Here is a 24517-nt window from a genome sequence, read left to right on the forward strand (position 1 = left end):
TTATGAATATTTGATTTAAATCAGAGTCTTTAATCTTTGGCTTAGCGATTATTCTGCTGGCTTTTGTTTATAGCCACAGCTTTTTTGTGGGCAAATTAATTGAATTTTACCGCGTTGCTTTTTCTCTAATAACAACGGCCAATCACAATCAGGGCAGGGTTGAGCAATAGGTTTAAAATTGACTAAGTATTTGCAGGCAGGGTAATTATTGCAGGCATAAAAGGTTTTACCATAGCGGCTGGTTCGAGATTGAATTTGCCCTTTATTGCATTTAGGGCAGCTGATTTCATGTTCATCTTGCTGTTGTTTTTCATGTTCAATGTGATCACAAACAGGGTAATCACTACAGCCAATAAATAGCCCATAACGACCACTCTTGACCGCTAAAATTTTACTGCATTTTGGGCACTGGCTATTAGGAATAGGTTTAGACTCAAAGCGCTCAGTTTCAGGGTGTAAAGGGCGGGTAAAATGACAAGTTGGGTATTGTGTGCAGCCAATAAAAGGGCCCGATTTACCATTTTTAATCAATAATTCATGATCACATTCAGGGCAGGTTTGAAATTCTTTTTGCAAGGCGTGCTGTTTAGCACTAAATAAAGGTGAATCGTCAGACATGGTAAACCTTATTGAAAACTCATCTGTTAAAGGTTCAGGTTATTTTATAAGGATAACTTAAAAAGCGGTTGGTTGTATGAGTTTGATACTGAAATTGGCATGATAAAAATCAAATTCGACTAACCAAAACGTTAAAACGAAGGTATTAGCCGAATATTTATTATGATCAATGTAAAGGCCCATCAGGTTCGTCAAATATTAATTCTTCCATTTGACTGTATGCTGATTCATGCCCCGGCACATTAAACAATACCATTAAGATAACCCATTTTAAGTCATCTAACATGAAATCGTGTATGTCGAGTGCCATAACGCGATCAACGACCATTTCACGAGTTTCTAAATCGAGTACATTAATTTGCTCTAAAAACAAAATAAAACCTCGACAGTCGGCATCCAAGCGCATCACTTCATCTTCGGTATAAATTCGAATTGAAGCCGAACTATGTTTTGTTAAATACGGGATCGTATCAGCGTTTTGCAGATCAGCTAATTTTTCGAGCCAACCTAGCGCTTTGTAGATATCGTCTGTTTCAAATCCCGCCTTGAGAAGCTCATCTGTTAGCTCATCATGGTTCACAAAGACTTCCGCCTCACTGTGAATGTAGTTTTCAAATAAATACAGAAGTATATCAAACATATCAATCTCTCCTCGTTCTCACATAGCCGCCGGAGACAGCAGCAACAAGGCCTTGAAGTTCAAGGTCTAACAGTCGCGCTAAAACAACATCAACCGGCAATTGACTCCGCGAAGCCAGCACATCAACAGATGTTGTCTTATAATCTAAGTTAACCAACAAATCGTCACTTGTGAAGTTTTTATTTGAACTTTTTTCAGCATTATGGCTGTTTTCAGACGTTAATAAGTCAAATTGTTGCTGTATATCTTCATACTGAACGAGTTCTTCTAATATATCGGCCACGGTTTCAGTAAGCTTAGCGCCTTCGCGTAAAAGCTTGTGGCAGCCTCGGCTACGAGGGTCATGAATATGATTTGGGATCGCAAACACTTCTTTATTATGCTCAAGTGCATAGCGAGCCGTGATTAATGACCCGCTTTGTAGCGCGGCTTCAACCACGAGAACACCTCGGCTCAAACCGCTTATTATTCGGTTTCGTCTGGGAAAATGCTGAGCTCGGGCAGGTGTGCCAGGCGGAAACTCTGAAATGATTAACCCTTTTTGATAAAGCTCATGTGCCAGCTCGGTATGTCGTTTAGGGTAAATAATATCAACGCCGGTTCCTAAAACCGCAATCGTGCCGCCGCCAACTGATAATGCCCCCTTATGCGCATGCCCATCAACACCGGTAGCAAAGCCACTGGTAATAACAATATTTTGCTGGGCTAATGCGGCGGCAAATTGAAATGCATTGTCTAACCCATAGTGCGAGGCGTTACGAGAGCCAACAATGGCTATTTGTGTTTTTTGTAAAAGACTGAGGTCACCATAAGCAAACAAGAGTAATGGAGGCGATGCAATTTGCGTTAAATTGTCTGGGTAATCCGCATGAGTATAATAAAGAATGTGTTGGTGTGGTTGCGTTTGCCAAGCGGTTAACGCGGTAATACGAGCTTCATCAGGGTTGATGACTTGTTTGGCTTGAGCGGCTGAAAAGCCAATGGCTTGTAATTCGTCTATCGGCATTTTACACAATTGCTCAGCGGTGTAGCGAGTGAGCAATTGTAATAAGTGTTTACTTTTTAAATATTTAACTGAGTCGAGTATGATCCAGTTACGCAGGCCATCAGTTGGTGTCATGTAGCATCCTTGCTGAGTTGTTTGTGTTGAGCATAAAGAATTTATATATATAAATTCAGGTTAGTCGCTACAACACAAACACGCCAGATTAAGGCTACATTGACTTAGGCATGCCTACCGTATCTTGTAAACGTACGACTTGATTGTTTTTAGTGATTAAAGCATAACTCACTTCTTCGTATACTTTAAATACAACCATTTGGCCAATGACTTCAACAGGCATGACATGAGATTTTTTATCTTGCCATTTGTTCATCAGTCGCGTGAATTGGCTTGCGTCTTCTTCATAAACCGGTAAGCCCTTTTCCATCATAATATTCGGACTGGCACTGTAAATACCGAGAACATTACCCGTGCGCAAACCGTCGTTAGAGCCATTATTAATGATCACCACTTCGAGTTTGCCAAATTCAGATGATTTTGAGCTTGTGGCTAAGATCGTCGTTGATATGTTGTCTTCAGGTATCGTTAATGTATAACTCGCCGGTAACGATTGGTCACTTAATAAGGGAATTAAACGGTCACCTTGATTCATTTCCATTAAGTTCGTTAATAAACGGACTTTATGTGTGCCGCCTTCGCCGCCATAATCAATTAAACGTGCGGTGCCAGCTAAGCTTAATTCATAATAAACATCGCCTTCAGTATCAATGATTTCACGCGATTTTTTATACACACCATACATTTCATCGATGTTTAAGCGGCCTTTTGCATACACCATGTTGCCGGCTATTTTACGTTTAGTGTGGCTTGTGCCACCTAATAACATCGGTGCATTATTAAATTCATCACCCATTAAAATACGTTCATAACGCAAATAAGGTGTAATTTCACTTAATGGTAGCGTTTCAACGGGCTGATAACGCTTGATTGTTGTGCGTTTAGTCGGCGATACCTTCACTACATTTTGTGAGCTGGCGACCACTAAACGAGGTTGACCATCCGCACCATAAACTAAACGTAATACATCGCCAGGATAAATTAAGTGAGGGTTGTCGATTTGTGGGTTTTTTCCCCATAATTCTGGCCACATCCACGGGCTATTTAAATACATTGCCGAGATATCCCATAAGGTATCTCCCTTTTTTACAACATATTGACTTGGTGCATCGTCTCTTATTGTTAAGGTATCAGCGAATGCAACCGCGCTCAAAAAGAGCGATAGTAAGACTGTTTGAGCTATTTTTAGCATTTTTTACTTCCGAACTCGAGATTACGAGACTTATTATTATTTTATCACTGTAATAATTGGCTCTAAATGACTAGAATTACAGCACATCCTTATCCACTAATAAAGTATTGAATTACGTTTATCACTTATGGCTATTCTAGAAGTATTAAAATTCCCAGATGAAAGACTTAGAACTGTAGCGAAACCTGTCGCTAATGTCACCCCAGAAATTAAAACAAAAGTCGCCGATATGCATGAAACCATGTATCAAGCGAGTGGTGTTGGTTTAGCATCAACACAAGTTGACATTATCGAGCGCATTTTTGTTGCCGATTGCAGTGAAGAACAAAACGAACCATTAACCTTCATTAATCCAGAAATCGTTGAGCTACGTGGTGTTCGCACACACGAAGAAGGCTGCTTATCATTTCCGGGTGTATATGCCAAGGTTGACCGTGCTGATGAAGTTACCGTAAAAGCGCTCGATATCGACGGTAACGAGTTTACAATGGATGCCAGCGGTTTGCTCTCTATTTGTGTGCAACACGAGCTAGATCATTTAAACGGTAAGCTTTTTGTTGATTATTTATCACCTTTAAAGCGTCAGCGTATTCGTAGCAAATTAGAGAAAGAAGCCAAATTACTGGCAAAGCAAGGTTTATAGAGGTTTAATTTGGCACTCAATATCATTTTTGCAGGTACGCCTGATTTTGCAGCTCGACACTTGGCAGCACTGATAAACTCAGAACATAATGTGATCGGTGTTTACAGTCAACCGGACAGACCGGCTGGTCGTGGTAAAAAATTACAGGCGAGTCAAGTAAAGCAACTCGCTTTAACACATGAGATACCTGTATATCAGCCTGAAAATTTTAAAGCGGAAGAAGAACAGCAAATTTTAGCGGCATTAAATGCTGATATTATGGTAGTGGTGGCATATGGTTTGTTATTGCCTGAATCTATTTTAAATACACCGCGTTTAGGTTGTATTAATGTGCATGGTTCTATTTTACCTAAATGGCGTGGTGCTGCACCGATTCAACGAGCCTTATGGGCAGGAGACAGTGAAACCGGTGTTACGATCATGCAAATGGATATCGGTTTAGATACGGGTGATATGATGCATATTGTTACGACCCCAATCGAATCAACTGATACCTCGGCTAGCTTATATGAAAAACTAGCCGACACCGGCCCCGTCGCGTTATTAGAATGTTTAACAAAAATAGCGGCTGGCCAGGTGAAAGCTGAAAAGCAAGACGATGCACAGGCGACTTATGCCAAAAAGCTTTCTAAACCTGAAGCTCAAATTGATTGGCAACAACCCGCTCGTTTTATTGATCGGTGTGTTCGCGCTTTTAACCCATGGCCTGTTAGCTTTTTTACATTAGTAGATGATAAAGAACAGTTACAAACGATTAAAGTTTGGCAAATTGAAGTCATTCCCTCTGATAACGCTGCAGCCCCTGGAACGATCATCGAAGCCAATAAACAAGGTATCGTGGTGCAAACGGCGGAACAGGCTTTACGTTTATTGCAAATACAATTACCCGGTAAAAAACCAATTTCAGCGGCTGACGCACTTAATGCGCGCAAAGATTGGTTTGCTGTTGGCACTCAATTAAAGGCACAACCTCTTGTTAAATAATCGAGCTATTGCGGCAACTCTCATTTGCCAAGTATTAGATAAAGGTGTTTCATTAAGCGACGGCATGGTTAAACAAACCCATGCCTTGGCGCCGGGTGATAAAGGACAAATTCAAGATTTTGTTTATTCAACCCTTAGGCAATTACCCACTTTTTCTTTCTGTTTAAATCAATTAACAGAACAAAAATTGAGTAAAGAACTCAATATAACACGCTACTTGATTTGTTTAGGCATGTATCAGTTAACGACTGATCGGGTGGCGGCTCATGCTGCAATTGCCGAAACGGTAGAGGCTTGTCGCCAGTTAGGTTTTGAAAAACTAACGGGGTTGGTCAATGGTGTGTTGCGCAATTTTGAGCGGCAAAAAGAAAGCTTACTTGAAAAAGCAAAAGCAGCGGGCTTGCAAGTGAGTAGTAATCATCCTCAATGGTTATTGAGTATGCTTAAAAAAGCTTACCCTAAAGGTTTTAAAAAGATAGTAAAAGCTAACTTACAACATCCTCCTTTTTGGTTGCGAGTCAACACAAAAGTAAATGATGCCAGTTCATTTTGCCAAGCTTTAGATGCACTTGAAATACCTTATCAACAAGATAAAAAATATGAAAACACGTTATTGCTTGAGCAAGCTGTTGCCGTTAGTAAATTACCTGATTTTTCAATAGGTAGTTGTGCGGTACAAGATAAAGCCGCCCAGCAGGCTGCTTTATTACTCGATGCACAACCAGGTGAACGCATTTTAGATGCTTGTGCTGCACCGGGCGGCAAAACCGCTCATATACTCAGCCATACCCCCGATGTTAAAGAAGTGGTTGCGTTAGATGTGAGTGATGAGCGCTTAAAGCGAGTGACTGAAAATTTAACACGTTTACAACTCAATGCGACGGTTGTAACAGGCGATGCTGCCGAATCCACATGGTGGGATGGTGCTTTATTCGATCGGATTCTATTAGATGCTCCTTGCTCTGCAACCGGCGTTATTAGGCGTCATCCTGATATTATGTATTTGCGCCGTGAAACGGATATTGCCACGCTCGCCGCACTACAAAATAAAATATTGCAGCAAATGTGGGCCATGTTAAAACCGGGAGGCACACTCGTTTATGCTACGTGTTCTGTTTTGCCTGCCGAAAATAAAGAGCAAATAACCGCTTTTTTACAACAGCAACCGGATGCAAAATTGATCCCTATTTTTAACACAGAAACGGATCAAGATCCGGGCTGGCAAATCTTGCCGGGTGTGCAAAATATGGATGGTTTTTATTATGCTAAATTACAAAAACAATAAGCAGGTTACACTGATTTAATGAAAATAATCATTTTAGGTGCCGGGCGAGTGGGTCGTACACTCGCTGAAAATTTAGTGGGTGAAAAAAACGAAATAACCATTGTTGACGAGCGTACTTCACGTTTGCGCGAGCTCCAAGATAAGTTCGATTTGCAAGTTGTTGTTGGGCATGCGTCTCATCCTGCGGTGCTTGCTCGTGCTGGGGCTGAAGATGCCGATATGGTCATTGCGGTGACTAATAGCGATGAAACCAATATGGTGGCGTGTCAGATTGCCTATAGTTTATTTCATACCCCCACAAAAATAGCTCGGATCCGTTCGCAAGAATATATCAACTTTCGTAAGCAGTTATTTAAAAATCACGATATTCCGGTTGATCATATTATTGCGCCAGAGCAATTAGTAACCAAATATATTCGACGATTAATCGATTACCCTGGGGCTTTACAAGTCATGGCTTTTGCTAGTGGTAAAGTCTCATTGGTCGCGGTAAAAGCTTATTATGGCGGATTATTGGTTGGCCACGCGCTGTCGGCGCTACGCCAACATATGCCACATGTTGATACACGTGTGGCGGCTATTTATCGGCAAGGCCGTCCTATTCGCCCGATGGGAACCACAATCATTGAAGCCGACGATGAAGTCTTTTTTGTAGCGGCGACGAAGCATATTCGTGCGGTAATGAGCGAATTACAAAAATTAGAAGCAACTTATAAACGGGTGATGATTGCCGGTGGTGGTAATATAGGGGCAGGTTTGGCGCGTCAGCTTGAACATACACACCGAGTTAAACTTATTGAGCGCAATGAAGAGCGAGCGACTTATTTATCTGAAACATTAGAACGAACCATTGTTTTTGCCGGGGATGCGTCTGATCCTGAATTGCTTAACGAAGAGCATATTGAACAGGTTGATGTTTTTATTGCCGTAACGAATGATGATGAAGCTAACATTATGTCTGCGATGCTAGCAAAACGCTTAGGCGCACAAAAAACCATGGTACTTATCCAACATGGGGCTTATGTTGATTTGGTTCAAGGTGGTGAAATCGATATAGCGATATCGCCACAACAGGCCACCATATCTGCGTTGTTAACGCATGTGCGTAAAGGTGACATTGTTAATGTCTATTCATTACGTAAAGGGGCTGCAGAGGCGATAGAAGCAATTGCTCATGGTGATGAAGATACTTCAAAAGTTGTTGGCAGAATGATCAGCGAAATTAAGTTACCACCGGGTACCACCATTGGTGCGATCGTGCGTAAAGATGAAGTGCTTATTGCTCATAGTGACACCATCATAGAAACAGATGATCATGTGGTTATGTTTTTAGTCAATAAAAAATACATCACTGAAGTTGAAAAGCTTTTTCAACCGAGCGCCTTGTTTTTCTAATGCGCTGTTTTTGTTTAAACTAAAACAAAATAAAATACGCGATAAATAAAAAAGCATGTTGAAGTGATTCAACATGCTTTTTTTACGGGTTTAATAACAATCAGTGTTAATTTTTAAACGCGGTTACAGCGTTTTCAACTCGCTAACGTGCCCCGTTATTAACGACGATTGGAATAATATAGTGTACGCTTACAAATCTGGCATCGCTTTTTGTAATGGATCAACAATATGGTCAATCAAATCAGGTTGGTATTCTGTGATCCAAATTTGAGGGGCTTTATCGCTGGTGCTGAAATCAACAAAAAAATTATATTTTCCAGAGTTGGCCGGTGTAAAGCGAAAAAACTCAAACTTAGCCGAGCAATTAGCGGTGACTTTATTACCGATGGTAACCACTTCATCTTGAGCCTTATCTTGGTAACCGCAGTTTTTACCCTTTGACCAACTTTCGTCGGCAAACTTAAATTCATAAGCTTGACCATCAGCGACTAATTCGACGACTGTTTTATAAATCTGTCCCGTTTCTCGCTGTACTTTATAGCTTTCTTCGGCATCAAACCAAGTAAAACTGCCGCGTAGATACAAATATTCTGAACGGTCTTCTTCTTTTGCAACGTTTGGTTGGCTAGCACAACCGGTCAAACCGAGTGCCGCCACTAAAGCAAAAGAGATTAACGATTTAATTTTCATGTTAACTCTCAATTTGTTAATTAACTCGCTTGATTAATTCTGTAAAACAGAAATATCCGCGATGCGTAAAAACAATCCACGTAACTGACTTAATAAAACTAAACGATTTTGTTTAATCGCTTCATCATCCGCCATAACCATAACGTTATCAAAGAAATTATCCACTGTTTCACGTAATGTGGCTAATTCCTTTAACGCTTGTGTATATTGGCGTTCAGCAAAAACCGGTTCTAAGCGTGTTGTTAAATCGGCTACGGCAGCCGCTAATGCTTTTTCGGCATCTTCTGTTAATAGGGCTGAATCGACATTGTTTGTTAATTCACCGTCATATTTAGCTAATATATTGCCAACACGTTTATTTGCAGCCGCTAATGATGTTGAAGCCTCTAACTGTTTAAATTCTGCAACGGCTTTTACACGCTGGTCGAAATCTAATGGTTCTGTTGGGCGCTGTTCTAATACGGCTTGGATCAACTCAGGTGCAAAACCTTGATCTTGATACCAAGTGCGGAAGCGGCCAAAAATAAACTCAACTACATCTGTTTCCACCGACGCGTTAGACAATTTATCGCCAAATAAGCTAACCGCTTTAGCCGTAATTTCAGCTAAATCTAAGTTTAACTCACGTTCTACAATAATGCGCAATGAGCCAATTGCGGCTCTACGTAATGCAAAAGGGTCTTTATCGCCTTTTGGCAACATGCCAATACCAAAAATACCGGCTAATGTATCAAATTTATCTGCTAAAGCGACCGCACATGAAACCAGACCTTGCGGTAAGTTGTCACCTGCAAAGCGTGGCATATACTGTTCGTTTTGTGCAACGGCGACTTCTTCATGCTCACCATCGATACGTGCGTAATGCATACCCATTACGCCTTGCACATCGGTAAACTCCATCACCATTTCAGTCATTAAATCGGTTTTACTTAATAAGCCTGCTCGTTTGGCGTTAGTTTCGTCAGCGCCAATTTTAGAGGCAATAAAGCCGGCTAGTTCAGAGATGCGCTCCGACTTTTCGTATACCGTACCCAATTGTTTTTGGAATAATACGGTTTTTAAACTGGCTAAGCGACTTTCAAGCGTGTGCTTTTTATCCGTTTCAAAGAAAAATTCAGCATCCTTTAAACGTGGGCGAATAACTTTTTCGTTACCTGCAATAACTTGAGCTGGATCTTTACTTTCAATATTAGAAACAAAGATGAATTTATTCATCAATGCACCTGATTTGTCTAAAACAGGGAAGTATTTTTGATCGCCTTTCATGGTATAAATTAATGCTTCGTCGGGAACCGCTAAAAACGCATTTTCAAATGATGCAACCAATACCACTGGCCATTCGACTAACCCGGTTACTTCATCCAGTAAAGCATCATCGATATCAGCGGTGCCATTGAGCTCGGCGGCTTTGGCTTCTGCTTGGGCTTTTATCGCTGATTTACGTTGATTGAAATCGGCAACAACTTTGGCTTCTTTTAATACGTTTTCGTATTCATCTGCATGGTTAATTTGCACCATGCCTTTATGATGAAAGCGATGGCCTTGTAACACTAGACCGGTTTTAACGCCTAATAATTCACAATCAATTGATTTTGCGCCATATAAAATAGTCGCTGTGTGGACTGGACGGATAAACTGAGTGTCTGATGCGCCCCATCTCATGGCTTTCGGGATCGGTAATTTAGCTAAAGCTTGTTCTGCAATAGAAGGGAATAAATCAATGACCGTTTTGCCTTTAACTTCGGCTTTATGCAGTAACCAAGCGCCTTTGTTTGTTTCTAAGCGTTCTGCTTGTTCAATGCTTATACCGTTACCACGAGCCCAGCCAAGTGCTGCTTTAGTTGGATTGCCATCGGCATCAAATGCGGCTTGTACAGCTGGGCCGCGTTTTTCAACAATTTTATCGGCTTGTTGTTCACTTAACTCGTTAACCACAACGGCTAAACGACGAGGCGATGCTAACCAGCGTACGCTTGAAAATGAGAGCTCTGCTTGCTTGATACCCGCTTCAATATTATCTGCAAAAGCTTGGGCTAATTTACGTAATGCTTTTGGTGGTAATTCTTCAGTACCAATTTCGATTAATAGATTTTCAGCCATTACTTGTCACCTTCGCTTTTTGCTGTTTTTAACATCGGAAATCCTAATGCTTCTCGTGCTGCGTAATATGCTTCTGCGCAGGCTTTTGCTAACGTACGTACACGTAAAATGTAACGCTGACGTTCGGTAACCGAGATTGCATGGCGAGCATCTAATAAATTAAAAGCATGTGATGCTTTCATAACTTGCTCGTAAGCTGGAAGGGGTAAGCCTTTTTCGATTAATAGTTGGCTGTCTTTTTCACATTGATCAAATTGTCTAAATAATGCGTCTACATCGGCAAATTCAAAATTATAAGTTGATTGCTCAACTTCATTTTGATGAAAAACATCACCGTAAGTCACTTTACCCAGCGGACCATCAGCCCAAACTAAATCATAAATGCTATCAACGCCTTGTACATACATGGCTAAGCGCTCTAAGCCATATGTGATTTCGCCAGATACCGGGCGGCATTCTAAACCACCCACTTGTTGGAAATAGGTAAATTGGGTTACTTCCATACCATTAAGCCAAATTTCCCAACCTAAACCCCAGGCACCTAAAGTCGGTGATTCCCAGTTATCTTCTACAAAACGAATATCATGTGTTTCGGTATCAAAACCAAGCAATTCTAAAGAGCCTAAATACAGTTCTTGGATATTCTTGGGTGATGGTTTTAATATCACTTGAAATTGATAGTAGTGTTGTAAGCGATTTGGGTTTTCACCATAACGACCATCGGTAGGACGACGACAAGGTTGTACATAAGCACAATTATGTGGCTCGGGTCCAATTGAGCGCAAAAAAGTCATCGGATGGAATGTGCCTGCGCCGACTTCCATATCCAAAGGTTGAACAATCGTGCAGCCCTGTTGAGCCCAATAATCTTGCAATGCCAATATTAAACCTTGAAAGGTTTTTACGTCGTACTTTTCCATAAATAGGATATTCTTCTATTAAGTGATCGTTACAAATATGCGTTTAAAGCTTAAATTTTGTTGCAGGGTGTTTAACCCGGAAACTTAGCAATTTAATTTATACTTGCGCTATGCAAACACTCATTTATACGTTGAGCGTTAAATGCCGAGAATTCTAACGCACTCTGGATGTTGAGAGTAGAGCTTTACCTTGTATATTGCGCAATTTTAACGACCATTTAGGAATTAATTATGTCAAATAGTCTGCTGTGCCGTTTTTGGATTAACCCTCTCTCATTTTATACCGCTTTTTAGGGCTGAAGTTGAGGTAAATCTTGTTGTGATTTAATTGTAATAGTTGAGGGTATTTACTCTTTTATAATTAAAAATGCATGTGGGAAATCATCGGTGGCGCGTATTTTTTTTCGCTGTGCCCGAGCCGATTTTTCAGAAGAGTAAGGGCCGACTAAAATTTTACTGGCTTCGTTCTTCTTTACTTTCCGGTGCATTAAAAACGTGATTTTTTCACCGGTTAGTACCTGTTCGGCTAGATCTTTTATTTGATAAGCTTCGGCAACGTTTTCGTAATAGCCTAATTGAATGCGGTAGCCTAATAAGTCACCTTCCAGCCCGGCTATTTCTGCGAGTTTTTTATGTTTTTGCAGTTCGGTTAAGTAGATATCGACATCAGTTTCGTCGTGCGCTAATGCACTGATCACTTGATACAAATTGGTTGTATTAGATGCTCTGTGTATGGTGATAGGCCAGCCTTGTGCTTGAGCCTTTGCTACTTTATCAGCGACACATTTTTGTAAGTAGCAGGCACCTAGCTGGACATAATATTTTTTACCAAAGGCCGCTGCTTGGGTTATTGAGCAGGCGAGTAAGCATAAAAGCAGAACGTTTTTTTTTATCATTTTAAACGGTCGCTTTAAGCATTTTAACTAAATCTAGCACGGTATTGGCGAAGGATTCATTTCTGTTTTTTTGCATGAATAGTTGCTCGATTTCAGCTGCTTTATAACCTATTTCGGTGAAACCAAATGAAGCCGCAGCGCCATGTATTTGATGAGCTAATTTAGCGATTTCAGCTTGGTTATTAACCGACAATAGCGTGATCAACACATCAGCATGATCTATTAATTTGTTTTTAAATTCAGCTTGTAAGGCTGTGTAGGCATCTGAATTAATATGTGCTTGCTGTTCGTGGTTTGACGATTGCGTTGTTTCCATATAATAACGAATTTTGTCTATTAATTCACGACGATTAATCGGTTTAGCACAATGATCAGCAAAGCCTAATGCTTTGTAGTTTTCTATATCTTCTGCCATTACATTGGCGGTTAAAGCGATAACCGGTGTTTCAAATCCAGATTGTTTTAATAGTTCAAAAGCAGATAAGCCATCTAAAATTGGCATTTGAATATCCATTAATACTAATTGGTAATCATTTAATAAACATGATTCGACTGCTTCTTCGCCATTGCAGACAGCATCCACCTGCAAACCAAGGCTCTCAAGTATTAGACAAAAGAGTTGTCGGTTTTCATCATGATCTTCTGCTAGTAGTACACGTCCTAGAATGGGATTTTTTTCATATTCCTCTTTATTAATATCAATTTCGGTTACTTGGTTGAAATCATATTGGGTTGTCCAGCGACTATTGGGGGCAATGTCTAATGCAATCGATAATGTAAAGCAGCTACCTTGGTTGAGCTCGCTTTGCACGGTTATATCGCCACCGAGTTTTTCACTTAAATTTTTTGAAATGCTTAAGCCTAAGCCCGATCCTCCATATTTTCGTGTTGTTGATGTTTCAACTTGATGAAAAGCACCAAACAATGAGCCTATTTTATCTGGCGCGATACCAATGCCTGTATCTTTAACGGCAAAAACAAGTTGAGAGGCCTCGCGACGAATAATTAAGCTGACTTCTCCGCTTTCTGTAAATTTAATTGCATTGGATAACAAGTTAAAGAGTATTTGTTTTAAACGAGTCGGATCGGTTTTGATTAAGCAAGGGAGTTTAGTGGCTAAAACAAACGCTATTTTTAAAGGCTTATTTTGCGCCAATGCTAATCCCATTTGATATACATGATGCAATAATTCAAATAAATTAACGGTGATGTGCTCAATCTCTAATTGGTTTGCTTCTATTTTTGAAAAATCTAAAATATCGTTAACCACACCTAACAAATGCTGACCTGAATTAGCAACCGCTTCAATTGCGTTTAAACGTTGATTTTCTGGCACTTCACCTTTTAATAGGCTGTCGGTATAACCTATTATGGTGGTCAGCGGTGTGCGAATTTCATGGCTCATATTAGCTAAAAAGCGCGCTTTAATGTCGGCCGCTATTTTTAGCTCGTCAGATAACCCGGTGAGTTCTCTTTTTTGCTGAATTATCTTAATTTGTGTTGCGACCCTGGCTCTGACCACTGAAGGTGAAAAAGGTTTATAGATGTAATCAACCGCCCCTAATGTTAAGCCGGTTTCTTCATCTTCTGGTGAGTTTAAACCCGTAATAAATACGACAGGAATATGGGAGGTTGTTGATATCTGTTTTAATCGTTGAATAACTTCAAAGCCATTTAGCGCTGGCATGACTACGTCTAATAAAATTAAATCAGGTTGTAATGCTTGAGCTTTTTCAATACCGATCGCACCCGATTTAACCGCAATGACTCGGTAGTCATCTTTAAGTAAGGAGGACAGTACTTTTAAATTGGCCGTTTCATCATCAATAATGAGGATTGAATACACATTAGAAATGATCATTTAATCTAGCTCTTCAACTAAGGTGTTATTCCCGCCATTGTATTTGGCTTGGTACATTAATTTATCGGCTTGCTCAAATACGCTATCAATATCTATTATCGGTGAGGGTTCAATGATGCAAGCGCCAATACTTACGGTTATATAAGGTTGAACGGTTGAAGCCTGGTGGTCTATTTTTTTGCTTATTAAGCCATTGGGTAATTGTATTAGCTTATGTTGCACGGTGTCTAAATCGCTGGCTTGTATAATAAAGACAAATTCTTCACCACCGTAACGATACAAAGAACCATCTAACGTTTGAATCTCGGTATTTAAATATTTAGCGACACAGGTTAAAGCGCGATCTCCGGCGGCATGCCCATAGGTGTCGTTGTATAATTTAAAGCAATCAATGTCGATAACACCAATGACTAAGGTCTGTGATTTGGTGAGCGCACGTTGCCAAATGAATTGACTTTCCATTTCCCATTTACGTCGATTTGAAAGTTCAGTTAATGGGTCAATAAGAGCGAGTTCTTCAAGCAATGCTTTTTGATGAACAAGGGTGATCGTATTGTTGACGCGTGCTTTAACAATGCCTGTATGAAAGGGTTTTTGAATGTAATCACTCGCGCCTAGTTTAAGGCCTTTTTCTTCATCGTCGGGATCTTGCAAGCCGGTTATAAAAATAACCGGTATATGTTGTGTTTCAGGCTGACTTTTAATCGCTTTAAGCACTTCAAAACCGTTAATGTCAGGCATGATAATGTCTAATAAAATAACATCGGGATGAACGGTATTAATTAAATTTAAGCCTTCCTGGCCTGATTTAGCGACAAAAACACGATAATCACTTTTGAATAATTGCGTTAATATCTTTAAATTGTCGCTTTCATCATCGATCAATAATATCGAATGCATCATTTCCTACTTACTCATCACTTTTTTAAGCTAATTTAATTTAGTCAGCTTATTTAAAGGTTATTGTTTTTTATTGTGCTTGCGTCTTATTTTCAAGTTATGGCGAACACGATTTGAAAATATAAGTCATATACTTAGATACGATCTTTCATACAAATTGTAAAACTGAAATTGTACCCGCGAATCTTAGTATGTTGATTAACGAAATTTGTATTATAGAATCTTTACGTTGAGCTGTTACAATCATTTTAAATGTATGCAACACCGAGCAGAAATACAACCTTGTTTGTGTTTAATAGCAACTCATATTAGTGGATCATGTTAAAAAAAACCGTCAAAATTTCAAGCAATGCCGTATTAAAGGTGAAGCTTAAAACGAAACACCTTAAGCAGCGGATCAAACATGACTTAATTATTGTTAAAAAAGGCTTAGCGCAAGAGAGTGACGAAACTAAGCAAATGCTTGAAATATATAAGCGTTATACCCGAAAGCAAGCCAGTAAAGAAGAGATGAAACACGCTAATGAGCAGTTTGTTGATTTATTAAAAGGCATGGGGATCGGCGTTGTCGCTATTTTGCCTTTTGCTCCCATTACGATCCCACTGATTGTTAAGCTGGGACAAAAGCTTGGCATTGACGTTTTACCTAGCTCATTTAGAGAGCTAACTAACCCTAAACCGGAGATCGAGCTAAAACCCGTAGATAAGCCAAACAACACGGGTGATGCATAATTAATAAGCCCTGCTTATGGCCATGACTTGTTGTTTTATGTCGGCATAGCGCACGTTTTCACATAGGGCATAACCTTGCACATTCTTAACTCGTGATTTTGCTAACAATGGCTCGCTCATTCCGGCTAAAAACCGACAATAGGTGGTCGTGTTTATGTTTAGGTTTTGTTTCGTTTGCATGTGTTGTTGTAAAGCTTGCATGGCCTGTTGTATTTGTTTGGTTGCGATAGTGGGTTGAGCAGGTAATGTTAGTGTGACGGGTAAACCTCGACATACAGCACAATGACCACATTGCTGAGGTGCTTTATGATCATCAAAGTAAGACGCCAGCGCATAACTTAAGCAGTTATTAGTTTGAAAAAATGCAACCAGTTGAGCGATGCGTTCGATTTCTTTTTGTTCTTTATCTAAAAAGTAGTGCGCGAGCTTTGCACTCAACGCTTGTACATCAAATTGTTGATTGATTTGATAAACATCAGTAACACCGCTGGTTTGAACAACTAACATTCCTTGTTCATGTAGGTAGTCAAGCGCGGTTATAACGCGCTTTCTATCACATGGATAAGTGTTTAATAAGCTCTCCATGTTTAACACACCCCACGTTTTTTTCATTTCTATATGGGCAAAAACCGCTTGCAAAAAAGTGACTCGCTCGGCTTCAAAATTCGATAAAATGGTTTGAGGTTCGATAATATATTTAACTTTCAGTTCAGCAAAATAGCTGTATTTAGCGTCTAATATACCGAGTAGTTCAAGTTGTACGAGCAATGTTTTGAGTGGTAATTGTTTGATGTTGCTTTGATTCGATAAACTATGTAGCTGACATTCCCATAAATTATGATTGCTATTTTTTTGAATATCACTTAAAACGATCTGAATACTGTCTTGTTCGGGGGTATCCCCATAAACAAAATTTTCAAGTGTGTTGAGGCCTGATAGGTCAGCTAATAATAAACAATGAGCTTGCTGTCCGTCTCGGCCAGCACGGCCGATTTCTTGGCTGTAATTCTCGATAGATTTAGGTAATTCGTAATGCACAACAAAACGTATATCTGATTTATCAACGCCCATACCAAATGCGATTGTGGCAACGACAACGCTGATTTGACCTGCCATAAAGCGCTGCTGAATATCTTGCCGTAAGTCATCTTTTAAGCCCGCATGATATGCAACCGCATTAATACCTTGATTTTTTAATGTGTTAGCAACCTGTTCAGCTTGCTGCTGCAATGTAACATAAACGATGCCATCACCCGATTGCTGTAAGATAAATTGTTGTAGCGCATGAGGTTTATTATTCATTGCAACTGCTTGGACATTTAAATCAAGGTTTGCGCGATAAAAACCCGTTTGTACAATATGTGTGCTTTCGATCGAAAATCGTTTAGCCATATCCAATTTTACGGCATGGGTTGCGGTTGCTGTTAACAGTAAAACTAAAGGTATTTTAAGTTCACGTTGGTAGCTTGGCAGTTTTAAGTAATCGGGTCTGAAGTTGTGTCCCCACTCAGAAATACAATGCGCTTCATCAACGACTAACATCGAGATCGGAACACTTGAAATTAATTGTCTGAATCTTTCATTTTTAAAGCGTTCAACCGACACCATCAGAATTTTTGTTTGACCAGACCTGACATCTGCCACCACTTGTTGGTGTTCCGCCGAAGACAAGGTTGAATCAATGCTAGCAGCGGCAATCCCTTTTTGCTGTAAAAAATCAATTTGATCTTTCATTAATGCTAATAAAGGTGAAACGACTAACGTTAAATGCGGTAATTGCAAGGCAGTAAATTGATAACATAATGATTTACCAGAGCCTGTAGGAAAAATCGCAAGCGTTGATTGCCCTGCCAATAATTGCCGTACAACGGGCTCTTGACCAAGCCTGAACTCAGGAAAACCAAACTGTTCCTGTAATCGCTGATTCAGTTCATTCATTGTGTGACTCCATATGGTTATGTTTAAAAGGCGTTATCAATATTAGGTTATCAATATTATATTGTTAAAGTTATCGGGTTTTATTGCTTCTATAATTTAGACGTAATAGCTTAGAGTCGAGTATACGAGTATAGCAGCGAAAAAATTAATGATATTTATCATTTAATTTTGGAGTCTTTGTGTTGTGTTCAAGTTTGTAACCCTTTCCATTGACCACTACAATCAATATTATCTCTCGATAAATCATTTAATTAATACTTTCTGTAGTGTTCAATGGGTTTTTGAATGTTCCAAAAAACGTCAATAGTATCTCGATGGCAAAATGCTTTAGATAAACGTGACTTCAAACAAGTATGTCAATTGTATTCTCAAGCTAGCGCAACCGAAAATTTGCAGCAGCTAGAAACATTATTGAGGTTGTCTGAAAACAGCTCTGTGGCTAAATACAATGTATATCAGCAGGTTGCAACTAAGTTACTCGAGTTAAAAAAGTCGCCTTCTGGTTTTATTAAATTAATTAACACTGAGGCTGCGCTTAATTTATTTTTTCCTGCAATCAAAGAGCATTTATCTTTCGATTCTGTTGATTCAGAACAACGTAATTGTTTGCATTATCTGTTCCGAGCTGATCCCTTATTTGGACGCGTTAATGCGACAGCCTCTAATTACATGCCACCCTTTAACTTTATCCGTTCGTTACTATTATTCGAAAGTAATGAACCTTTGATTAATGCACTTAGCCAGAAGGATAAACAAGGCAGCGCACCTTTTGATGCCTTTTTTGTTAGTTTAGACAAGGTTGATTTGTTGAACGATGTATTGTTTTCAAGTGTGTTTGGTTTAATTGAAATAAGCGCTCAACAAACGGGCAAGCGTGACTTATCAATAAGCGAACAGCAGGCCTTAAAACAAAGTCTTAAAGTCTATTGGAACCATCATCACTTAACACCCAAAATTGATGATCGCATGCTTATTTTAATGGCTAGTTATTATAAATTGCGTGCTCATACGTTATTGAGTTGGTGCAAATAATAATGCCATCATTTGGTGTTTTTGTTATTCAGTTGCTGTTGAGCTCAGTGAATGCGTTACGTAATAGAGCAATTGGTCGGCAAGTTTACACTGTACAGGTCTTCTTTAGTGGTTTTGAGGCATTAGGGTTAATTAGCTTGGTTGCCTGTGTGTTAGGTGGCTTGGTCATGTATGTGGGGTTTGATTTTTTTGTTTCGATTGGCCAAGCGCCGTGGATTTATTTTTTACTCAATATGATTGTGTTGCGTGATGTTGCCCCTTTTTTGATTAGCTTTATATTATTAGCTCGCTCAGGTACGGCTATTTCAACGGAGTTAGGCAACATGAAGGTAAACAAAGAGGTCGCGGCTCTGCAAGTAATGGGTATTGGTATTATGGAATATTTAGTTTTACCTCGTATTTGGGCTATGGTGACTTCATTATTCGTTTTAGGTTGTTTTTTTACTGCCACGGGGATCTTAAGTGCTTATTTAGTGGCTATTTTAATTCTCAATATTTCGCATGTGGAATTTTGGCAATTCATGTTCCAAGCGATAAGTTTGCTTGATTTAGGCTTGATGGCCGCTAAATTAATATTGTGTGGATTTATGCTAGCTGCTTTGTCTTGTTATTTCGGTTTGAGTGTTAATCAATCTGTCACTGAAGTACCGCAATTTATGATTAAAACGGTAGGTTATAGTGTTTTGAGTGTTACATTGATTAATGGCGTTGGAATTTTAATTTATCTGACAATGAATGAATTCTCATTTTAAGAGGCGACATGCAGCTGAAGGTTAAAGATTTGATAGTCGATACACCCAGCTTATTTACCCAAGAGAGGCTAAATATTCAATTAGAACCCGGTGAATGTTTAGTTGTTCAAGGGGAAATGGGATGTGGTAAAACGAGTCTGTTTAATACGCTGGTTGGTATTGCTAAACCTTATGCTGGGCAAGTGTTGTTTAATAACATTTCATTTGAGTTGTTAAATGAATTAGACGTTATTCAACTTCGAAAGTCGCAAGGTGTTATTTTTGATCGACCCGCTTTATTATCTAATCAAACGGTAGAACAAAACTTGCTGCTATGTGCTGATCGTTTTTATCAAGATGACAGCCATTTGAAGCATGCTGAACAGCTCTCTTTTTTAATTAATGAATTTAATGTGTCGCATTTACTTACCCTAAGGCCCCATCAATTATCGCAAAGCCAGTCCAGTATTATTGCCATTATTCGAGCGCTGTTTCATCAACCTTCTATTTTATTATGGGATGCCGCTTTAAGTGGGCTTGATAATCTGAGCCATGAACGGATGTTGAAAAAACTGTTTGATTTAAAACAAGAAGGTGTCTCGCTCGTATTATTTTCAGATCATACTCGTGAAATGCATCATTTGGCTGATCAAGTTTTACGTTTGAAAAAAAATGAGGTACCAGGCCATGAAGCCATCTAAGCAAGTCGTTAGTTTATTTATGTTAACGGGGATTGGTTTGTTTATAGCCTTGGTTATTGCTGTGGGTATAAAAAGTAAAGTATTTAGTGAAAAGCGATATTTTTATACGTTAATGGCGGATGCTCAAGGCCTTATAGGCGACCCTATTTTAACTTATAAAGGACTTAACATTGGCCGATTTGATCAATTTGAATTAACCAATTCGAGTGATATTAAAGCTGAATTTTATGTATATGAAAAATATGCCCATCTTGTTACGAATTCGAGCGTTATCGTTCGAAGCCATAATATATTATTAACCGATGTAGCGAGTTTTACATTACGGCAAACTGTTTTAAATTCGGTACCGCTACAAGTGAATGAAGAAGTTCATTTTCATACTTCTGCTATTGGTCAGCATTTACTTAAAGCCTCGAATACGGAGTTAGAGTCAGACAAGTTAGCCAGTTTAATTCGGGATTTAACTTTATTAATAAACGATTTACGTGTGGGGCAAGGGGATAATGAAACCACCTCGTTACCACAGGCATTAACGCAAATAAATTTACTGATGCAAGAATCAACGGGTTTGGTCCAACAATTAAATGAAAGTAATTTTACCCAAAGTTTAAATATAACGGTCTCTAAAGCGAATACGTTATTAGACGGTTTACAGTCAAAATTAGGACAGGTTGATAGCACTTTATCTTCAGTTGAAAATACGCTAAAAGCGTATCAATCACCAGAATCATTAATCGATCATGCTACCGATGGTAATATGCCGTTGCTTCTTGACTCAACTCAAAAAAACATGCACTACATAGAAGGTATTTTAGAGCAAGTACATAACGAGCGTCAGCATATAGGCTTGTTAATGCTACAAAGTAATAAAGCATTGCAAGATTTAAATAAAACCCTTAAAGCGGTTAAAGCTAATCCGCTATTAAAATCAGCTTTTCCGTTAGAGGTGACAGAGCCACAAATTGAGGTTGATCAATAATGATAAGTAGAGGGCTTCAATTTGCCTATTTAGCCTGTTTTTGTCTTTTAGTTAGCGCGTGCAGTACATCGACTCCGCGCGAATACGGTGTTTCAAAATTAGCCGATCAAGCAACGCATTACTTTGAATGGGCAGAGCAACTACGCAGACAAGAATCTTATGTTGAAGCGGATATAAAATATAAACATGCTTATTCCTTTTTTGTCGCTCGCAATGATATGAAGTGGGTTGTTAACTGTTATTTAAAAAGGGCGCTAATTGCGATTAAACAAAATAATTTTCAACTAGCGCAGCAGTTGATTGAACATGGACAATTAATAGCTAAGATTGAAGCGGTTTCATCGCAGCCAAGTGTTGATTTTGCTCAAGCTAAGTTATGGTTTGCGAAAAAAGCAGTGACTAAGGCTGCTGATTTAATTGAAACCTTGGTCGTAAAGTATAAAGATGACCCCGAGAGATATGCTTACTATATATTTCATCTATGGTTATATGACAAAAATAGAGTCGCTTTAGCAAAAGTTGAAGGTACTTTAACTCAATTAACTCAGCGCTATGATGAACGAAAATTACAGCGTATTGAAATTTTAATGTTTGCATTAAATAATTATGCTCAACGTGGTGTTAATGAATTAACCCGTTTAGAAGAACAATCTGTTGTTATGGGGGAAAATGAGATTAGTTCGGCGGCCATTGAATCCGCTTTATTACGTTTAATCGATTTATATGGTTTGTATGAAATGACACCCGCACTACAACGTACTTTACAATTGACGAGTAAATATTATCAAAAAATTAATAACCAATTAAAATCACAATATTATCAACATAAGTTTGAGGTACTTAGTCGTTTAAATTAAGTTAAAATAGCTGGGTAATCATAGTTGAGATCAGTTAAATGAGTTTGTTAGATAAATTTTTACCTCGTAAACAAAAAACACTGTATGAATTAGTGGGTCAAGAAAAGGGGACTCGTCAGTTGGCTAATACATTTTACGACATTATGTCGACAGACCCTGTTGCCAGTGAATTATTAGCATTACATCCACAGCCGATGGACTCTATTCGTGAACGCTTTTTTGAATATTTGTCAGGCTGGTTTGGTGGCCCGCCTCTATTTGAACAAAAATACGGACATCCAAGGCTACGTGCTCGTCACCTACCGTTCAAGGTTGACCAAAATATGATAGACCAATGGTTGCATTGTATGAATAAAGCGCTAGAGCAAGAAGTTAAAAGCTCACGAACTCGCCAAGCTATTCAACAAGCCGTAACACCTTTAGCGCAGCATATGTTAAATTGCCCACATTAATCCCTCATCGCATTTAAATTATAGAGCTTTATTCATGGAAAAATACGCCGTATTTGGTAACCCGATAGCCCAATCAAAATCACCACAAATTCATTTAGCATTTGCTGCTCAATTTGGTATTAAATTAGAGTATCAAAAGCATTTGGTCGAAATAGGGGCGTTTGAGCAAGCGATCAATAATTTAAAAGAAAATGGAGGCAAAGGTTGTAACGTTACTGCACCCTTTAAAGGTGATGCTTTTTCAATGGCTAATCAATTAAGTGAACGAGCGCAACTGGCCGAAGCGGTTAACACATTAACATTATGTGCTGATGGTTCAATATTGGGCGATAACACCGATGGGCCTGGTTTAGTGATTGACTTAGAAAACCAAAATGCCCCTATTAAAGGTAAACGTATTTTACTTATTGGTGCTGGCGGTGCAGCGAGAGGAGTCATTAAGCCATTACTTCAGTGTGAGCCCGAACAATTAGTTATTTGTAATCGTACCTATAGCAAAGCCCAAGCTTTGGTCGAAAAATTTAGTATATATGGACCAATAAAGGCTATTGAAGCAGAACAATTAAGTCAAGACGGCTATGACCTCGTTATTAATTCGAGTTCATCAAGTTTAACAAATGAGTTGCCCCCGGTGCCTGCTTGTATTTTTAATGCTAATACGTTTGCCTATGACATGTCCTATAAAGCAATAGATACAACATTTGTGAGTTGGGCAAAAGAGCAAGGTTGTGTAACCGTTATTGATGGGTTAGGTATGTTAGTTGGTCAAGCCGCCGAAAGCTTTTACGTATGGCATGGCAAAAGACCGAATATAACACCGGTGCTAGAAGAATTAAGAGCACAATTAACCGCTAATTAATAGAGTCATAAAAAATATGAATCAAGCGTTTATTATAAATGATGATTTAACTTATTTAGTTCAAGAAAGGGTTTGGCAAGTAACCGGTATATTATCTGGGCAATGTTTAACTTTTCGCGTACCAATAAAAAAAGTTAATAATGAAAGTGTGTTATCACAAGCATTAAAATTTGACATAGAATGCTTGATAGAAAACTGGCTCGATGAACACGAGCCAGAAATTGAATTGGTTGAATTATAATTCAGCTAAATATTCATTTTTTAAAATAACGTAATTTATCGCAGACTGCTTCAAGAAGGCTAACTCGTTCTCTGTTAGCTTTCTTGCTTGACTTGCAGGGCTACCGCGATATAAATAACCCGATTCTAATGTTTTATTTGGCGCGACTAAACTACCCGCCGCAACGATAACATCATCTTCAACTACCGCTCCATCCATAATAGTGGCAGACATGCCTACTAAAACTCGGTTACCAATTGTACAGCCATGTAACATCGCATTATGACCCACAGTAACATCATCACCTATTATCAAAGGAAAACCGGTTGGGTTTGATTCAGAAAATCGAGTGACATGTAACACTGAGCCATCTTGAACATTCGTTCTGGCACCAATTCGAATAAAGTTAACATCACCACGCCCGGCAACTAATGGCCAAATGCTTGAATCTTCACCTATTTCGATGTCGCCGTATAAAACTGCACTAAAATCTACAAATGCGCCGGATGAAAGTTGTGGTGTTTTTCCTTTAAAGCTTTTTAAATTATCCAATGGTTGTTCCTCTACATAAAATTAAAGTGTACAAAAAACGGTCTCATGACTTGGTTTATCGCCATATTTAACCTGATTTAGATGCTTAAATGAACAAAAATAAAAACATTCATTTTTTTGTAATAAAAGGCTTGACGAAATTTTATAAATCTCTATTATGCGCCCCCACAGACAAGGCAGGCAACGCCGCTAAGTCAGTCGGGTTAAGGTTTTAATGTAA

Annotated in this window: 25 protein-coding genes; 13 read left to right on the forward strand and 12 right to left on the reverse strand. The window is 39.0% G+C overall.

The genetic code is table 11. The annotated features are described in order from the left end of the window. Nucleotides 1-48: 48 nt before the first annotated feature. The 4 genes from DPX34_RS17375 to DPX34_RS17390 form a co-directional block, all read right to left on the reverse strand. Entirely contained in the window at nucleotides 49-618 is a 570-nt protein-coding gene (locus tag DPX34_RS17375) for a DNA topoisomerase family protein (protein WP_111979720.1), read from the reverse strand. A 166-nt stretch (nucleotides 619-784) separates the two neighbouring features. Continuing rightward, nucleotides 785-1258: a DUF494 family protein gene (locus DPX34_RS17380; RefSeq protein ID WP_111979721.1), complete on the reverse strand. Its 474-nt coding sequence runs from the start codon at nucleotides 1256-1258 to the stop codon at nucleotides 785-787. 1 nt (nucleotide 1259) lies between these two features. After that, nucleotides 1260-2378: a DNA-processing protein DprA gene (gene dprA, locus DPX34_RS17385; RefSeq protein WP_111979722.1), complete on the reverse strand. Its 1119-nt coding sequence runs from the start codon at nucleotides 2376-2378 to the stop codon at nucleotides 1260-1262. A gap of 94 nt (nucleotides 2379-2472) precedes the next feature. Further along, nucleotides 2473-3570, reverse strand: coding sequence for a LysM peptidoglycan-binding domain-containing protein (locus DPX34_RS17390; RefSeq protein WP_111979723.1), 1098 nt, complete (start codon nucleotides 3568-3570; stop codon nucleotides 2473-2475). A 127-nt stretch (nucleotides 3571-3697) separates the two neighbouring features. Here DPX34_RS17390 and def point away from each other — a divergent pair, with 127 nt between their 5' ends. Genes def through trkA form a run of 4 tightly spaced genes read left to right on the forward strand, consistent with a single transcriptional unit; the run spans nucleotide 3698 to nucleotide 7877 of the window. Next, entirely contained in the window at nucleotides 3698-4213 is a 516-nt protein-coding gene (gene def / locus DPX34_RS17395; RefSeq protein ID WP_111979724.1) for a peptide deformylase, read from the forward strand. A gap of 9 nt (nucleotides 4214-4222) precedes the next feature. Beyond that, nucleotides 4223-5197, forward strand: a complete 975-nt coding sequence (gene fmt / locus DPX34_RS17400) for a methionyl-tRNA formyltransferase (RefSeq protein ID WP_111979725.1) — start codon at nucleotides 4223-4225, stop codon at nucleotides 5195-5197. Further along, nucleotides 5187-6482: a 16S rRNA (cytosine(967)-C(5))-methyltransferase RsmB gene (rsmB, locus tag DPX34_RS17405; protein WP_111979726.1), complete on the forward strand. Its 1296-nt coding sequence runs from the start codon at nucleotides 5187-5189 to the stop codon at nucleotides 6480-6482. Before fmt ends, rsmB begins: the two co-directional genes overlap by 11 nt. An 18-nt stretch (nucleotides 6483-6500) precedes the next feature. Further along, nucleotides 6501-7877, forward strand: a complete 1377-nt coding sequence (gene trkA / locus DPX34_RS17410; RefSeq protein ID WP_111979727.1) for a Trk system potassium transporter TrkA — start codon at nucleotides 6501-6503, stop codon at nucleotides 7875-7877. A gap of 189 nt (nucleotides 7878-8066) precedes the next feature. Here trkA and DPX34_RS17415 read toward each other — a convergent pair whose 3' ends face one another. The 6 genes from DPX34_RS17415 to DPX34_RS17440 all read right to left on the reverse strand — a co-directional run bounded on the left by DPX34_RS17415 (nucleotide 8067) and on the right by DPX34_RS17440 (nucleotide 15247). Further along, nucleotides 8067-8567: an early set domain-containing protein gene (locus DPX34_RS17415; RefSeq protein ID WP_111979728.1), complete on the reverse strand. Its 501-nt coding sequence runs from the start codon at nucleotides 8565-8567 to the stop codon at nucleotides 8067-8069. Between the two features lie 33 nt (nucleotides 8568-8600). Continuing rightward, nucleotides 8601-10667 (reverse strand): glycine--tRNA ligase subunit beta, encoded by a 2067-nt coding sequence (gene glyS / locus DPX34_RS17420; protein WP_111979729.1) that lies wholly within the window; start codon nucleotides 10665-10667, stop codon nucleotides 8601-8603. Then, a complete protein-coding gene (gene glyQ / locus DPX34_RS17425; protein ID WP_111979730.1) occupies nucleotides 10667-11587 on the reverse strand; it encodes a glycine--tRNA ligase subunit alpha in 921 nt (306 codons plus the stop codon). The genes glyS and glyQ overlap by 1 nt, the downstream gene beginning before the upstream one ends. Nucleotides 11588-11934: 347 nt before the next feature. Beyond that, a complete protein-coding gene (locus DPX34_RS17430; RefSeq protein ID WP_111979731.1) occupies nucleotides 11935-12483 on the reverse strand; it encodes an SPOR domain-containing protein in 549 nt (182 codons plus the stop codon). Nucleotide 12484: 1 nt separating this feature from the next. After that, complete coding sequence (locus DPX34_RS17435) at nucleotides 12485-14344, reverse strand: hybrid sensor histidine kinase/response regulator (protein WP_111979732.1); 1860 nt, start codon at nucleotides 14342-14344, stop codon at nucleotides 12485-12487. After that, a complete protein-coding gene (locus DPX34_RS17440; protein WP_111979733.1) occupies nucleotides 14345-15247 on the reverse strand; it encodes a diguanylate cyclase in 903 nt (300 codons plus the stop codon). A 315-nt stretch (nucleotides 15248-15562) separates the two neighbouring features. On the opposite strand from DPX34_RS17440, the gene DPX34_RS17445 reads away from it, so the two are divergent. After that, the gene (locus tag DPX34_RS17445; protein ID WP_198673743.1) at nucleotides 15563-15976 is read left to right on the forward strand and encodes a hypothetical protein; all 414 of its coding nucleotides are present in this window, start codon (nucleotides 15563-15565) and stop codon (nucleotides 15974-15976) included. Here DPX34_RS17445 and DPX34_RS17450 read toward each other — a convergent pair whose 3' ends face one another. Beyond that, nucleotides 15977-17914 carry a RecQ family ATP-dependent DNA helicase gene (locus DPX34_RS17450; protein ID WP_111979734.1) on the reverse strand — a complete coding sequence of 646 codons (1938 nt, stop codon included), beginning with the start codon at nucleotides 17912-17914 and terminating at the stop codon, nucleotides 15977-15979. 285 nt (nucleotides 17915-18199) lie between these two features. On the opposite strand from DPX34_RS17450, the gene DPX34_RS17455 reads away from it, so the two are divergent. From DPX34_RS17455 to DPX34_RS17490, 8 genes are read left to right on the forward strand one after another with little or no spacing between them, the layout of a single operon-like run. Further along, nucleotides 18200-18946, forward strand: coding sequence for a hypothetical protein (locus DPX34_RS17455; RefSeq protein ID WP_111979735.1), 747 nt, complete (start codon nucleotides 18200-18202; stop codon nucleotides 18944-18946). A 2-nt stretch (nucleotides 18947-18948) separates the two neighbouring features. Continuing rightward, nucleotides 18949-19698, forward strand: coding sequence for an ABC transporter permease (locus DPX34_RS17460; protein ID WP_111979736.1), 750 nt, complete (start codon nucleotides 18949-18951; stop codon nucleotides 19696-19698). A gap of 8 nt (nucleotides 19699-19706) precedes the next feature. Further along, the gene (locus DPX34_RS17465; protein ID WP_111979737.1) at nucleotides 19707-20378 is read left to right on the forward strand and encodes an ATP-binding cassette domain-containing protein; all 672 of its coding nucleotides are present in this window, start codon (nucleotides 19707-19709) and stop codon (nucleotides 20376-20378) included. Next, entirely contained in the window at nucleotides 20365-21357 is a 993-nt protein-coding gene (locus DPX34_RS17470) for a hypothetical protein (protein ID WP_111979738.1), read from the forward strand. The genes DPX34_RS17465 and DPX34_RS17470 overlap by 14 nt, the downstream gene beginning before the upstream one ends. Further along, nucleotides 21357-22214 carry a hypothetical protein gene (locus DPX34_RS17475; RefSeq protein ID WP_111979739.1) on the forward strand — a complete coding sequence of 286 codons (858 nt, stop codon included), beginning with the start codon at nucleotides 21357-21359 and terminating at the stop codon, nucleotides 22212-22214. Before DPX34_RS17470 ends, DPX34_RS17475 begins: the two co-directional genes overlap by 1 nt. A 38-nt stretch (nucleotides 22215-22252) precedes the next feature. Next, nucleotides 22253-22666 carry a group II truncated hemoglobin gene (locus DPX34_RS17480; protein WP_111979740.1) on the forward strand — a complete coding sequence of 138 codons (414 nt, stop codon included), beginning with the start codon at nucleotides 22253-22255 and terminating at the stop codon, nucleotides 22664-22666. Nucleotides 22667-22700: 34 nt separating this feature from the next. Beyond that, nucleotides 22701-23525: a shikimate dehydrogenase gene (gene aroE, locus DPX34_RS17485; RefSeq protein WP_111979741.1), complete on the forward strand. Its 825-nt coding sequence runs from the start codon at nucleotides 22701-22703 to the stop codon at nucleotides 23523-23525. A 16-nt stretch (nucleotides 23526-23541) separates the two neighbouring features. Further along, nucleotides 23542-23766 (forward strand): hypothetical protein, encoded by a 225-nt coding sequence (locus DPX34_RS17490; protein WP_111979742.1) that lies wholly within the window; start codon nucleotides 23542-23544, stop codon nucleotides 23764-23766. Here DPX34_RS17490 and DPX34_RS17495 read toward each other — a convergent pair. Next, complete coding sequence (locus DPX34_RS17495; protein ID WP_111979743.1) at nucleotides 23761-24297, reverse strand: gamma carbonic anhydrase family protein; 537 nt, start codon at nucleotides 24295-24297, stop codon at nucleotides 23761-23763. The two genes, DPX34_RS17490 and DPX34_RS17495, sit on opposite strands and share 6 nt — an antisense overlap. Nucleotides 24298-24517: the final 220 nt, after the last annotated feature.

The organism is Algibacillus agarilyticus, assembly GCF_003286125.1.
Taxonomy (GTDB): Bacteria; Pseudomonadota; Gammaproteobacteria; order Enterobacterales; family Alteromonadaceae; genus Algibacillus; species Algibacillus agarilyticus.